This window comes from Rhodococcus sp. 27YEA15, assembly GCF_049739425.1.
Lineage (GTDB): Bacteria > Actinomycetota > Actinomycetes > Mycobacteriales > Mycobacteriaceae > Rhodococcus_F.
Map to the genome: position 1 here is coordinate 5,187,151 of NZ_JBMHHW010000001.1, position 13,410 is coordinate 5,200,560.

Here is a 13,410-nt window from a genome sequence, read left to right on the forward strand (position 1 = left end):
CGATACCGAGGGGCTCACACCGTAACCCGGTGTGAGCCCCTCAGGTCGTTCGCTGCGTCGGTGCTGTCGGTGCATCACCGAGGAGTCGATATCCGAGCCACAATTCGGCCCGCTCGGTGGGAGATTGCAGGTCTACTCGCAACAGGGACTCTATTCTCGCCAAGCGGCTTCGAAGCGTGTGACGGTGAATGCTCAACGCCGCTGCGGTGGCGTCACCCACACCGTTGTGGGCGAGCCACATCGCCAGCGTCAGATACAGGTCGTTGCCGCCCTTCGCGTCGAGCAGCGGACGCAGCTGGGCGGCGGCGAACGCCGTCGACCGGTCCTGGTCCAAGAAGGCGGACAGGCCGCTTTCGGACAGTTCGGCGAATCGCATGGATCGGCGATCGCGCGAACCGGCCTCCGCGGCAGCTCGAGCGGCCTGACGTCGCGCCCGCGACAGGTCTTCCCACCACAGTGCATCCGATACGCCGACGGTTACGTCGACTTCCTTGACGCGGCCGAGGATTCGTTCGCTGTCCGTCGCCGACACCACGACGGTCATGGCCCCGTCGGTGACACCGAACGCAAGATCGTGCCCGAGTCCGTCGAGCAGCGACTCCGCGACGCTGTCGAGTAGCCCCGGTGTGCCGGTGACGTGGAAAACCTGGAAGGGCTCCACCGGAAAACCGCCCCACAGTTCACCGGAAATGTTACGAGCCAAGGTGTTCTGGCCTTCGAACAGCTGGTGCATTGCCACCGTACGTAGATGGTTCATCGTCAACTGCGCGTCGCGAGTGCGTCCGGTCATCAACGTCAACAATGACGCGGCTGCGGTGACCATGCCTTGGTTGAGCGATCCCACCGCGCCGGGGCACCCGGCGACCAGGTATCCCATCAGCTTGCCTCGCGGGGTCAACAACGGATGCGAGATGACATCCTCGTTCTCACTGGTGAGAAAACTGACCTCCATCGGTCGCGCCGCACGTTCGGGGGTGGTTCGCTCGACCCCGGCAACAGCGTCGGAGTGCGAGAGCTCGACTCGATGGCCGGCCGAATCCAGCAACGCGGCCCATCCGCCGATCAGCTCTGCTACCCGGCGCACGACGGTCCGGGTTCCGTTGACGGCCAGTGCGGCCTGTAACAGTCGCCGCAGGCTCTGGTAGTTGTCGCGCAGCTGCTTCATGTCGTCGGCGGACTGGGCCTGGGAGACGGCCTTCGTGATGGCGATGAACGAGGTTCGCAGCGGAACCTCGATCAACGGAATATCGAATCGGCGTGCGGCGGTGGCCAAGCGTGAGGGCACCTCGTCGAAATGCAGACCGATTCCGAACCCGATTCCGGCAATTCCTGCCGCCACGAGTGTGCGAACGAATTTGTTGGTCTCGGCGGCGGTGGTGGGGAGCGACACCCCGGTGATCAACAACAGTTCACCGCCGTCCACGAACGGTGTCGGGTCCGCCAGTTCGGAGACATGTGCCCAGGTCAGCGGGCGGTCGAGTTGGTCGTGTCCGGCCAGTACGCGTAGTCCGAAATTCTCGTTCCGGCAAAGCCGGCGAATGGTGATCGGCATGAGTACAGTCTGGCACCACCGACACTCCAGTATGTAGTGCCTGCGATCACGTTTGTACAAAATGGAGCCTTTCATCCGGCGGCTCCAAGTCCGACACTTGCGGAATCCGTTTGCCGAACCACCTGATGTGCCGAACCAAGAGGGGGCCCGATGTCCACCAGTGATCAGCCTGCGCTGCAGCACACACTCAAGCGGCGACACCTGTCGATGATCGCGATTGCCGGTGTCATCGGGGCCGGACTGTTCGTCGGCTCCGGTGTCGCGATCCAGGAGACCGGGCCGGGGGTTCTCATCTCCTACGCCCTCGCCGGTGTGGTCGTCATCCTCGTCATGCGCATGTTGGGCGAGATGTCGGCGGCATCGCCGGAAACCGGTTCCTTCTCCTCGTACGCGGACAAGGCCATCGGGCGCTGGGCCGGCTTCTCCATCGGCTGGCTGTACGCCTGGTTCTGGATCATCGTCCTCGGGATCGAGGCCACCGCAGGCGCACTCATCATGAACCGGTGGGTGCCCGGCGTTCCGCAATGGACCTGGGCGCTGATCCTGATGATCGTGCTGACCCTGACCAACATCATCTCGGTCAAATCCTTCGGCGAGTTCGAATTCTGGTTCGCCTCCATCAAGGTCGTCGCCATCATCGCCTTCCTCGCCATGGGCATCCTCGCGATCTGTGGCCTCATGCCCGGCGTGGAAGCACCGGGCATGACCAACCTGACCGGCCACGGCGGCTTCCTGCCCAACGGCACCGGAGCCATGCTCGCCGCGGTTCTCGTCGTGGTGTTCTCGTTCTTCGGCGCCGAGATCGCGACCATCGCCGCCGGTGAATCGGCCAATCCGCTCGACGCCGTCCGGGCTGCCGTCAAGTCCGTCGTCTGGCGAATCCTCATCTTCTACATCGGCTCCATCGCCGTCGTCGTCACCCTGCTGCCGTGGGACAGTGCGTCGGTCGCGTTGAGCCCGTACGTCGCCGTCATGGACTCGTACGGAATTCCCGCCGCAGGCAACATCATGGACGTAGTGGTTCTGACCTCGGTGTTGTCCTGCCTCAACTCCGGTCTGTACACCGCAAGCCGAATGATCTTCTCCCTCGCCGGGCGCGGCGACGCGCCCAAGGCGCTCTCCCGCATCGAGAAGACCGGCGTCCCGATGCGCGCGGTGCTGGTGTCGACGATCGTCGGCTTCCTCACCGTCGGCATGAACTACCTGTCCCCGGACAAGGTGTTCTTGTTCCTCGTCAACTCCTCCGGCGCGATCGCACTCTTCGTCTGGCTCGTCATCTCCGTCTCCCAGCTCCGCAGCCGGCGCAAGCTCGAAGCGGCAGGTAAGGAACTCGAGTTGAAGATGTGGCTGTTCCCGTATCTGACCTACGCCACGATCGCGGCGATCGTGGCCCTGTGTATCGGCATGGTCGCCCTCGAATCGACCCGCAGCCAGATGTTCGTCTCGCTGGGTCTGGCCGCAATCCTGATCGGTATCGGCCTCTACCGTTACCGGAACTACGACGCCGTAGCGGCGGAGGTCGCCGAGGCCACCGACGCGCAGGCCCCGACAGTCTGATCCCAGCGTCCCCGTCTGCACCGGATTCCGCTTGTCCTAGTATCTGCCAGGGACAGAAGAATTCTCGCGCCCGGCGCATTGCAGATGGGGACAAGCATGACCACGCCCGAACCGATTGTCATCCTCGACGGGGCCAGGACCCCCATCGGTAGCTTCGGCGGTGTACTCAAGGACGTACCCGCTCACGAGCTGGGCGCAACCGCAGCGAAAGCCGCGCTGAGCCGCGCCGGCGTCGCACCCGAAGACATCGACGAAGTGGTCATGGGTTGCATCGGCCAGGTGGGCCCCGACGCCTACAACGCCCGTCGTGTCGGCATCGCCGCCGGACTGCCCGAGAATGTTCCGGCGTACACCGTCAACCGGCTCTGTGGCAGCGGGCTGCAGGCAGTGTGGTCTGCGGCAATGCAGATGCGTTGGGGCGGCGCCTCGATCACCCTCGCCGGTGGCGACGAGAGTATGTCGCGCATGCCGTACTACGATTTCGCGGCCCGCTCCGGCTACAAGCTCGGTGATCGCAGCCTCGTCGACGGCACCGTCGCGATGCTCACCGACCCGTTCAGCAAGGCCCACATGGGCCGTACCGCGGAAGCCGTCGCCCGCAAGTACGGCGTCAGCCGCGAGCAACAGGACGAGTTCGCCGTCGAATCGCAGCGCCGCGCGGCCACCGACGCAGCCCAGGCCGCATTCGCGGAGGAGATCACCCCCGTCGAGACCGGTGGCCGTCGCAGCGTCACCGTCGAGAAGGACGAGCACCCCAAGCCGGGCACCACCGTCGAAACGCTCGCGAAGCTGCGACCCGCCTTCGAGGAAGGTGGCTCCGTCACCGCCGGTAACGCCTCCGGCATCAACGACGGCGCGGGCGCACTGATCCTCGCCACCGGCGCTGCTGCCGCCGAGCGTGGCCTCACCGGCCTCGTGACCCTCGAGGCCGTCACCACTGCGGCCATGGAGCCGGGCCTGATGGGCTACGCGCCGGTCCTCGCCCTCGAGAAGCTCTTCGCTCAGACCGGGCTTTCGCCCGCCGACATCGGCACCGCCGAGGTCAACGAGGCCTTCGCCTCGCAGGCCTTCGCCGTCATCCGCGACAGCGGCCTCGACCCGGACAAGACCAACCCGTACGGCGGCGCCATCGCGCTCGGACACCCCGTCGGAGCCACCGGAGCCATCCTCACCCTGCGCGTGGCCCGCGATCTCGTGCGCCGTGACCTCGAATTCGGCATCGTCACCATGTGCATCGGTGGCGGGCAGGCGCTCGCCGCCCTGTTCAAGAGAGTCTGATCCCGACACCGGGCGGCAACCCCCGCCGCCCGGTCGTTCCGGCGCACGGCGGTTCGGTAGGAGCCGCGGCCCGCCGAACCCGGACTGCTGAACAACCAACACGAGTGCCTCACCTCGGATCGGGATCGAACCCGATGATCGGGTCTCTGCTGTTGCGAGCGCGCATCCGGGGGTGAAGTGTTGAGTGTCCGGGGAGTCGAACGGCTGCTCGCGTGAGCACGGAGGGCAGTCCCTGATGAGTTTTTCCGTCGACGTCGGATCTGCGCGCGTGACCCAGTTGACGGAACTGCCGCAGTGGCCGTTTCCGTCCGCCGAGTTGTTCCCGGCCGTGCGAGCCGAGGAACTCGACGCCGCGTCCGGGCGCCTGGCCCCCGGCCTTCTCGCCGCCGACGACCTCATGCTGGCCATCCACACCTACCTCGTGGAGATCGGCGACACCGTCGTCGTTGTCGACACCGGAAATGGAAACGACAAGAACCGCCCGAATTTGTTGCCGCACCACATGTTCGGCACCGACTACCTAGAGCGGTTCGCGGCCACCGGCGTCGCGGCCGATGATGTCGATCTCGTGATCAGCACGCATCTGCACCCCGACCACTGTGGCTGGAACACCAGCCTGGAAGCAGACACCTGGCAGCCGACCTTTCCCCACGCCACGTACGTGTTCGGCCGTACCGAACTGGGGGCGCTCGAACAGTTGGTCGCCGCCGGACCACACGACGGTGTGCCGTCCGATCTGGTCCGTACATATCAGGACAGCGTTCGCCCGGTGCTCGACCGTGCGCAGTGGCTGGCAGTCGACGACGGGCACGTGCTCGCGGAAACGACGGACACCCGCGTCGTGGTGCGGGCGGCACCCGGTCACACGGCCGGACACCTCGTGGTGGAGATTCTCACCCCGAGCGGAGGCGGGGCCGTCATCGCAGGCGACGTGATTCATCACCCCATCCAGTTCCTGTACCCGGATCTGAGTCAAGGCGGTGACGCGGACCCGGAACAGGCCCGCATCACCCGTCGTGAACTGCTCCTGCGGTGTGCCAGGAAGGGGCTGTTACTACTGCCCGCCCATTTTCCGGTGGACGAGCCCATCACGGTCGGCTTCGACGCCGACGGGAGACCGACTGCTCGCACGCTGATCTCGGCGTGAAGACCGCGCGCATCAGGGCTGGTGATGCATCCAACCCGCCGCCGCCCAACAGGTCCGATACCCTGGTTCATCGTGACCGCTGCAAATTCAGAGACCGCCCGTGACCAGTACGACCTCATCGTCGTCGGATCCGGATTTTTCGGGCTGACCATTGCCGAGCGTGCCGCTACCCAACTGGGAAAGCGCGTGCTGGTATTGGATCGGCGGCATCACCTGGGGGGTAACGCGTACTCGGAGGCCGAGCCGGAAACGGGTATCGAAATCCACAAGTACGGTGCCCATCTCTTCCACACCTCGAACAAGAAGGTATGGGACTACGTCACGCAGTTCACGGAGTTCACGAACTACCAGCATCGGGTGTTCGCCCTGCACAAGGGGCAGGCCTACCAGTTCCCGATGGGGCTCGGTCTGGTCTCGCAGTTCTTCGGTCGCTACTTCACCCCCGAACAAGCGCGAACGCTGATCGCCGAGCAGGCTACCGAGTTCGATTCCAAGGATGCGTCCAATCTGGAAGAGAAGGCGATCTCCCTGATCGGGCGCCCGCTCTACGAGGCTTTCGTGCGCGACTACACGGCCAAGCAGTGGCAGACCGATCCGAAGAACCTGCCCGCCGGAAACATCACCCGGCTGCCGGTTCGCTACAACTTCGACAACCGCTACTTCAACGACACCTACGAAGGCCTGCCCGTCGACGGCTACACCGCGTGGCTCGAGAACATGGCGAAGGATCCGAACATCGAGATCCGCCTCGATACCGACTACTTCGACGTCCGCGGTGAACTCCGTGCCGCCAGCCCGGCCGCGCCCGTCGTCTACACCGGTCCGCTGGATCGTTACTTCGACTACTCCGAGGGCAAGCTGGGTTGGCGTACCCTCGACTTCGAAACCGAAGTACTGCCCACCGGCGACTTTCAGGGCACTCCGGTCATGAACTACAACGACGCCGAATTCCCGTTCACGCGCATCCACGAGTTTCGGCACTTCCATCCCGAACGCGAGTACCCGACCGACAAGACGGTCATCATGCGGGAGTTCTCCCGCGCTGCACAGGAGTCGGACGAGCCCTACTACCCGATCAACACCCCGGAAGATCGCGAGAAGCTCGCCGCCTACCGGTCTCGGGCCAAGTCGGAGACTGCCGAGAACAAGGTGCTCTTCGGCGGCCGACTCGGCACCTATCAGTACCTGGACATGCACATGGCCATCGCCAGTGCGCTGACGCTGTTCGAGAACACCCTGCGTCCCCACCTGGAAACCGGCGTGGCACTCGCGGAGGACGGCGAATGACCGAGACGGACCACCTCGGCAAATCGCTGCTGCACCGCATCATCGCACCGCGCGCAGGCGAACCGCTCGACGTACGCACGCTCTACCTCGAAGAATCGTGGAGCAACAACCGGCGGGCGCACTCCACCTCGCGCACGTCGGTGGCGCTCGGAGCCGAGACCGAAGTTTCCTTCGCCACCTACTTCAACGCGTTTCCGGCCAGCTACTGGCGTCGCTGGACCATTCTGAAGTCGGTGGTCCTGCGGCTCGAACTGACAGGTCACGGCCGCGTCGACGTCTATCGCTCCAAAGCTGATTCCTCGCGAATTCACGTTGAGGGCAAGGAATTTCGTGACGGGTCGGTAGAGTTCGAGGTTGATCTGGCGCCGTTCGAAGACGGTGGCTGGATCTGGTTCGACATCACCACCGACAGCGCCGTCACGCTGGCCGGTGGCGGCTGGTACGCGCCGATCGAAGCGCCGGGCGAAGCCACTGTGGCCGTGGGCATCCCGACGTTCAACCGGCCGACGGACGCTGTCAAGGCGCTCGCCGCACTCTCCTCGGACCCGCTGGTGTCCGAGGTGATCAAGGCCGTCATCATGCCGGATCAGGGCACCCGGAAGGTGCGCGACGAGCCCGGATTCACCGAAGCTGCTGCGGCCCTTGGGGATCGACTGGTCATCCACGATCAAGCAAATCTCGGTGGATCTGGCGGCTACAGCCGCATCATGTACGAGGCGCTCGAGACGACGGACTGCCAATACATCCTGTTCATGGACGACGACATCGAGATCGAACCCGACTCGATCCTACGGGCCCTGGCCTTCTCCCGCTTCGCGAAGTCGCCCACCCTGGTGGGTGGGCAGATGCTCAACCTGCAAGAACGCAGCCACCTTCACGTCATGGGCGAGGTGGTCAACCGTGGCATCTTCATGTGGTCGGCCGCCCCCAACGTCGAATACGACCACGATTTCGCGGCCAAACCGCTGCGCGAATCGAAACTGCTGCACCGACGCATCGACGTCGACTTCAACGGCTGGTGGATGTGCATGATTCCCCGGCAGGTTGCCGAAGAGATCGGCCAACCCCTCCCGCTGTTCATCAAATGGGACGACGTCGAATACGGTTTGCGCGCAAAAGATGCCGGCTATCCGACGGTCACCCTGCCCGGTGCCGCAATCTGGCACATGGCGTGGAGCGACAAGGACGACGCCATCGACTGGCAGGCGTACTTCCACCTCCGCAACCGCCTCGTCGTCGCCGCCCTGCACATGCCGGGCAACGGCCGCGGACTCGTGATCAACTCGGTGAAAGCCACTCTCAAGCACCTCCTGTGCCTCGAATACTCCACCGTCGCCATCCAGAACAAGGCCATCGCGGACTTCCTCGCCGGCCCGGAACACATCGCGAATCTGCTCCCCACCGCACTCGGACAGGTACACGCTCAACGCAAGGAATACTCCGACGCCGTCGTACTGCCCTCGGCGACATCGCTGCCGCTCCCCTCCGGCGGCGGCGTCGGGGACGTGAGCGCACCCGTCGGAACACTCGCGAAACTCGTCCGCGTCGGCAAGGCCGCCGTCCACAACGTCAAGCCAGTGGACACCCACCATCACGAGCAACCGCAACTCAACGTGCCCACCATCGACGCCAGATGGTTCCTGCTCTCCCAGGTGGACGGCGTCACCGTCACCACCGCAGACGGGCGCGGTGTCGTCTACCGCAAACGCAATCCGGCGCAGGCCCGCGAACTGCTCAAGGAAGCGATGAGGTTGCGCCGCGAACTGGCGGCCCGATTCCCCGAACTCAAGAAGCAGTATCAGGACGCTGTTCCCTCACTGACCAGCACGGAAAGGTGGAAACGTGTCTTCGGCGTCTCCTGAAGTCAAGATCTTGCAGACAGTCCAGTCGACTGTCGGACAATTACCGGGAGCCGTCACGGTCGCCCGCGGTATGTCGCATTTCGGTGAGCACTCGCTCGGCTGGATCGCGATCGCCGCCGTCGGAGCGGCCGTGGACAAACCCCGTCGCCGCGAATGGGCAGGCGCCGCAGTCGGTGCGTTCGGTGCGCACGCCGCCTCCGTCGTCGTCAAGCGTGTCGTCCGACGCAAGCGGCCGTCCGATCCGTCACTGCAGGTCAACGTGTCCACGCCGAGCAAGCTCAGCTTCCCGTCGTCCCACGCCACGTCCACAACGGCGGCGGCTGTCCTGATCGGACGGCTCACCGGGCTACCCTTACCCGCGGTACTGGTCCCCCCGATGATGCTCTCGCGCCTGGTTCTGGGAGTCCATTACCCGACGGACGTGCTCGCCGGAGCAGCGCTGGGCGCAGCTTCTGCAGCGGTGGTACTCAAAGCAGAACAGAAATGTGGAGATAAATGAGCGAGGAACCGGCCACGGTCAGCGGACCCCCCAAGTCGCTGCCCGCCGGCATCGTCAAGGCGCTCCGTCCACGCCAGTGGGTCAAGAACGTCCTGGTGTTGGCCGCGCCCATCGCGGCGGGGACCGCCACCGAAGGCGCCGTCCTGCTGCCGGTGGCACTCGCCTTCGTGGTGTTCTGCCTGGCCGCGTCGGGCATCTACCTCGTCAACGACGCGATGGACGTCGAAGCGGACCGCGCTCACCCCACCAAACGGTTCCGGCCCATCGCCGCCGGAGTGCTGCCCGTCAACCTCGCCTACGCGATGGCCGTGGTGCTCTTGGTCGCGGCGATCGGTCTGTCGTTCATCGCGAACTGGCAACTTGCCGTCGTCATGGGCATCTACATCGCCATCCAGCTCGCCTACTGCTTCGGACTCAAGCACCAGGCCGTTCTCGACATCTGCATCGTCTCGTCCGGCTTCCTGCTGCGGGCCATCGCCGGTGGTGTGGCCGCCGAGATCGACCTCTCGCAGTGGTTCCTGTTGATGATGGCGTTCGGTTCACTGTTCATGGCCGCCGGAAAACGGTATGCGGAATTGCAGTTGGCCGAGCGAACCGGTGCCAAGATTCGTAAATCTCTCGAGAGCTACACGACCACCTACCTGCGATTCGTGTGGACGATGGCCGCAACGACGCTGGTGCTCTGCTACGGGTTGTGGGCGTTCCAGCAGGATGCCATCAAGGACACCAACTGGTACGCGATCTCGATGGTGCCTTTCACCATCGCTGTTCTGCGCTATGCCGTCGACGTCGACGGCGGCGTGGCGGGCGAGCCGGAGGAGATCGCGCTCGGAGACCGTGTTCTGCAACTCCTCGCCATCGCGTGGATCGGGGTAGTGGGTGTCGCTGTCTACCTCGTCTGAGGCCGAGTTCGCGGCCGATCCGGCGCTCGAAGCACCGGTACAGCGCACCACCCTTGGTCGAGGAGTTTTCCTCGGTGGGGTGGTGCTTGCTGCTGCCCTGATGCTGTGGGGAGCGTGGGAACGCCGCTGGATAGCAGACGACGGACTCATCGTGCTGCGGACGGTGCGAAACCTGCTCGCGGGAAACGGCCCGGTGTTCAACGCCGGGGAACGGGTCGAGGCGAATACGAGTACCGCGTGGACGTACGTCGTCTACGCCTTCGGGTGGCTGACCCAGATCCGGCTCGAATACGTGGTTCTGACCATCGCGTTGGTGCTCTCGACCGCCGCGATCGTCTTGGCGATGCTCGGCACCGCCCGGTTGTACCGCGGTGTCCGGCCGCTCGCCGGGGGAACGGTCCTGTTGGCCCCGGCCGGTGTGCTCGTGTACATCGCCGTCCCGCCCGCCCGCGACTTCGCCACGTCCGGCCTCGAGACCTGCCTGGTCATATTCTGGCTCGCACTCCTGTGGTTGCTGCTCATACGCTGGACGCAGGCTTCGGTGCCGTCGACCGCATCGGTACTGACACTGTCCTTCGTGGCCGGTCTGGCGCCGTTGATCCGGCCCGAGATGGCGATTCCCGGCGCGGTGGCGCTGCTCATGATCATCCTGTCGGCCGGCCTCGGTTGGAAGGTGCGAGTTCTGATCGTGCTCGTCGCGGGCCTCGTCCCGGTCGGTTACCAGATCTGGCGCATGGGCTACTACGCGTTGCCCTACCCCAACACCGCGGTGTCGAAGGATGCAGGCGGTGCCAAGTGGGCGCAGGGGTTTGCCTACCTGTGGAACCTCGTCGGGCCCTACCTGCTGTGGCTGCCGCTGCTGTTCCTGCTCGTCGGCGCGATTCTGCTCGGTTGGCGTCGCCGCGGTGAGACTCCCGCGCCGACCACGCAGGAGTCGTCGTCGCGAGTGGTTCGACTGCAGGCATTCCTGCGAACTCCTCGCGCAGCGGTCGCGTTCGTGCTGGGCAGCGGACTGATCCTGGGTGTGTACTCGCTCCGGGTCGGCGGCGATTTCATGCACGGTCGGGTGCTGCTTCCGGTCCTGTTCCTGCTGTTGATTCCGGTTGCCGTCATACCCTTGCGGCTTCCGGCCCGCACCGCTCTGGGTGCCAATCGTGACACCGCGGTCTTCGGCGTCTCGGTCGTGTTGTGGATCGGAACGATCGTCTGGGCGTTCTTCGCCGCCAACACCACGGGCATGCCCCAGGGCGCGATCGTCGGACGATCCGGCATCGTCGACGAGCGAGCGTTCTACAACCCTCAACACCGGGCACGATCACCCGATCCGGGCCGAGGACTACCTCGACTACCCGCGGATGCGGGCCATGACGGAGGCCATCGCCAACACCCCCGAGGGTGGTCTGCTGCTGCCGTCCGGAAACTACGACCACTGGTTCGTCGTGCCGCCGCCGGGCCCGTTGGGCCAACCGGACGAGCACATCGTCTACTTCCTCAACCTGGGGATGACGTCCATGAACGTCGGTCTCGACGTCCGTGTTCTCGACCAGATGGGGCTGGCGTATCCGTTGGCGGCGCATACCGAGCGCCTCGAGGACGGCCGGATCGGGCACGACAAATACCTGTACCCGGACTGGGTCGTCGCCGATACCGGGATGACGGACGTGCATCCGTGGTTGCCGTACTTCCTCGACGAGGACTGGGTAGCAGACGCGAAGTTGGCGCTGACGTGTCCGCAGACGCAAGACCTCCTCACCTCGTACCGGTCGGAGCTGACGTGGGCTCGGTTCAAGCAGAACTTCCGTGATGCCTTCGAATTTGCCGGCTACCGGTTCGATCGGGTGCCCAAGTACGAATTACAACGTTGTGGTCTACTGCCGCCGACATCGACCGAATAAGATGCCGACAGGCGTGACGCCGGGCATAATGTTAAACAGAATTTTAATATCTCGATTTTGTAACGGCGACGCAGTCGTCGTCGATGTACCCGAAGACGAATCATCCATTTCGAGGCCTTGGACGGGTTTCGGAAGGTTGCTCGGACGGTTGTGAAACCAATTGTCCGAATGGCAGGTGATCATTTGTCACAGCTCGAGCTGTGACATACAGTCCACCGAGCGCAGTGTGACTTGGAAGAGGTCCGCTGCCGACCCGAGTTCTTGCTGGGGCCGGCAGGAAAGCCTGTTCCCCGACGGAATCCGTCGGACCCGCCTCCGAGTGGGCCCGCAGACGAAGAGAGAGAGCAGTATTCATGCGTTTTGCCAGAAAGAGGCTGTCCGAGCGCCTCAAGCACCGAGCGATGGCCATCGGTGCCGCGGCACTCGTGCTTCCCCTTGCTGCAGGCGTAACCGGTAGCGCAGTCGCATCTGCTGCTCCCGCTCACTCGGCCCCCAGCCACACTGCTCCTTGGGGCGGTTACGACGAGCTGTGGGTGCCCTCCTCCATGGGCAACATCAAGGTCCAGGTGCAGTGGGCCGCCCGCGGCGGAAACGCAGCGCTTTACCTTCTCGACGGACTCCGCGCCCGCGACGATCGCAACGCCTGGAGCTTCGAGACCAACGCTCTGGACCAGTTCCGCAACGACAACATCACCCTCGTGATGCCGGTCGGCGGTCAGTCCAGCTTCTACACCGACTGGTACGCGCCGTCGAACTTCAACGGTCAGCAGATCACCTACAAGTGGGAAACCTTCCTCACCCAGGAACTGCCGAACTTCCTCGCCAACTACGGCGTCTCGAAGTCCAACAACGCGGTCCTCGGTCTGTCGATGGGCGGCAGCGCCGCACTGACCTTGGCTGCCTACCACCGTGACCAGTTCAAGTTCGCCGGTTCGCTCTCCGGCTACCTGAACATCTCGGCCCCCGGTATGCGTGAGGCGATCCGCGTCGCCATGCTCGACGCCGGCCGCTTCAACGTCGACTCGATGTGGGGTCCGCCGTGGAGCCCGGAATGGCTGCGTAACGATCCCTTCGTCTTCGCGCCGCGCCTGCAGGGTCTCTCGATGTACATCTCGTCGGCCAGCGGCCTGCCGGGCGAATACGATCAGCCCCGCGCTCCGATCGACTATTACAACACCGCCAACGGCATGGGTCTCGAAGCCCTCGCTCTGGTGAACACTCGCGCATTCCAGATCCGGATGAACTCGCTGGGCATTCCGGCCACCTACAGCTTCCCCGCCAACGGCACGCATTCCTGGCCGTACTGGTCGGCAGAGCTGTGGAAGGCTCGCGGCCAGATTCTCGACACCATGAACGCCTGGTGATCGCGGTCAACCGCGTCAACTGACAATCTCTGCACACGTGCCGTTCTGATCTCCGCTTCCGGAGAAC

The 13,410-nt window shown here is 64.5% G+C and carries 9 protein-coding genes and 1 pseudogene; 9 read left to right on the forward strand and 1 reads right to left on the reverse strand.

All coding sequences use genetic code 11. The features are described from left to right. Positions 1-40 precede the first annotated feature (40 nt). Complete coding sequence (locus ABH922_RS24260; RefSeq protein ID WP_424809366.1) at positions 41-1,552, reverse strand: PucR family transcriptional regulator; 1,512 nt, start codon at positions 1,550-1,552, stop codon at positions 41-43. 150 nt (positions 1,553-1,702) lie between these two features. Here ABH922_RS24260 and ABH922_RS24265 point away from each other — a divergent pair, with 150 nt between their 5' ends. The 9 genes and pseudogenes from ABH922_RS24265 to ABH922_RS24305 all read left to right on the forward strand — a co-directional run bounded on the left by ABH922_RS24265 (position 1,703) and on the right by ABH922_RS24305 (position 13,343). Then, positions 1,703-3,109 (forward strand): amino acid permease, encoded by a 1,407-nt coding sequence (locus ABH922_RS24265; RefSeq protein WP_424809367.1) that lies wholly within the window; start codon positions 1,703-1,705, stop codon positions 3,107-3,109. A 96-nt stretch (positions 3,110-3,205) separates the two neighbouring features. After that, positions 3,206-4,387, forward strand: a complete 1,182-nt coding sequence (locus tag ABH922_RS24270; protein ID WP_424809368.1) for a thiolase family protein — start codon at positions 3,206-3,208, stop codon at positions 4,385-4,387. Between the two features lie 235 nt (positions 4,388-4,622). Next, complete coding sequence (locus tag ABH922_RS24275; protein WP_424809369.1) at positions 4,623-5,534, forward strand: MBL fold metallo-hydrolase; 912 nt, start codon at positions 4,623-4,625, stop codon at positions 5,532-5,534. 72 nt (positions 5,535-5,606) lie between these two features. After that, positions 5,607-6,821: a UDP-galactopyranose mutase gene (glf, locus tag ABH922_RS24280; RefSeq protein WP_424809370.1), complete on the forward strand. Its 1,215-nt coding sequence runs from the start codon at positions 5,607-5,609 to the stop codon at positions 6,819-6,821. Beyond that, positions 6,818-8,683 (forward strand): glycosyltransferase, encoded by a 1,866-nt coding sequence (locus tag ABH922_RS24285; RefSeq protein WP_424809371.1) that lies wholly within the window; start codon positions 6,818-6,820, stop codon positions 8,681-8,683. The genes glf and ABH922_RS24285 overlap by 4 nt, the downstream gene beginning before the upstream one ends. After that, positions 8,664-9,182: a phosphatase PAP2 family protein gene (locus tag ABH922_RS24290; protein ID WP_424809372.1), complete on the forward strand. Its 519-nt coding sequence runs from the start codon at positions 8,664-8,666 to the stop codon at positions 9,180-9,182. The genes ABH922_RS24285 and ABH922_RS24290 overlap by 20 nt, the downstream gene beginning before the upstream one ends. Then, the gene (locus ABH922_RS24295) at positions 9,179-10,084 is read left to right on the forward strand and encodes a decaprenyl-phosphate phosphoribosyltransferase (RefSeq protein ID WP_424809373.1); all 906 of its coding nucleotides are present in this window, start codon (positions 9,179-9,181) and stop codon (positions 10,082-10,084) included. Before ABH922_RS24290 ends, ABH922_RS24295 begins: the two co-directional genes overlap by 4 nt. Then, positions 10,062-11,979: pseudogene (gene zomB / locus ABH922_RS24300) on the forward strand (flagellar motor control protein ZomB). The gene ABH922_RS24295 and the pseudogene zomB overlap by 23 nt, the downstream one beginning before the upstream one ends. Positions 11,980-12,332: 353 nt before the next feature. After that, positions 12,333-13,343 (forward strand): alpha/beta hydrolase, encoded by a 1,011-nt coding sequence (locus tag ABH922_RS24305; RefSeq protein ID WP_424809374.1) that lies wholly within the window; start codon positions 12,333-12,335, stop codon positions 13,341-13,343. Positions 13,344-13,410: the final 67 nt, after the last annotated feature.

Bases quoted from the DNA above. Each gene is read 5' to 3' on its own strand.
- ABH922_RS24260 (WP_424809366.1), bottom strand. From the start codon at position 1,552: ATGCCGATCACCATTCGCCGGCTTTGCCGGAACGAGAATTTCGGACTA.
- ABH922_RS24265 (WP_424809367.1), top strand. From the start codon at position 1,703: ATGTCCACCAGTGATCAGCCTGCGCTGCAGCACACACTCAAGCGGCGA.
- ABH922_RS24270 (WP_424809368.1), top strand. From the start codon at position 3,206: ATGACCACGCCCGAACCGATTGTCATCCTCGACGGGGCCAGGACCCCC.
- ABH922_RS24275 (WP_424809369.1), top strand. From the start codon at position 4,623: ATGAGTTTTTCCGTCGACGTCGGATCTGCGCGCGTGACCCAGTTGACG.
- ABH922_RS24285 (WP_424809371.1), top strand. From the start codon at position 6,818: ATGACCGAGACGGACCACCTCGGCAAATCGCTGCTGCACCGCATCATC.
- ABH922_RS24295 (WP_424809373.1), top strand. From the start codon at position 9,179: ATGAGCGAGGAACCGGCCACGGTCAGCGGACCCCCCAAGTCGCTGCCC.
- ABH922_RS24305 (WP_424809374.1), top strand. From the start codon at position 12,333: ATGCGTTTTGCCAGAAAGAGGCTGTCCGAGCGCCTCAAGCACCGAGCG.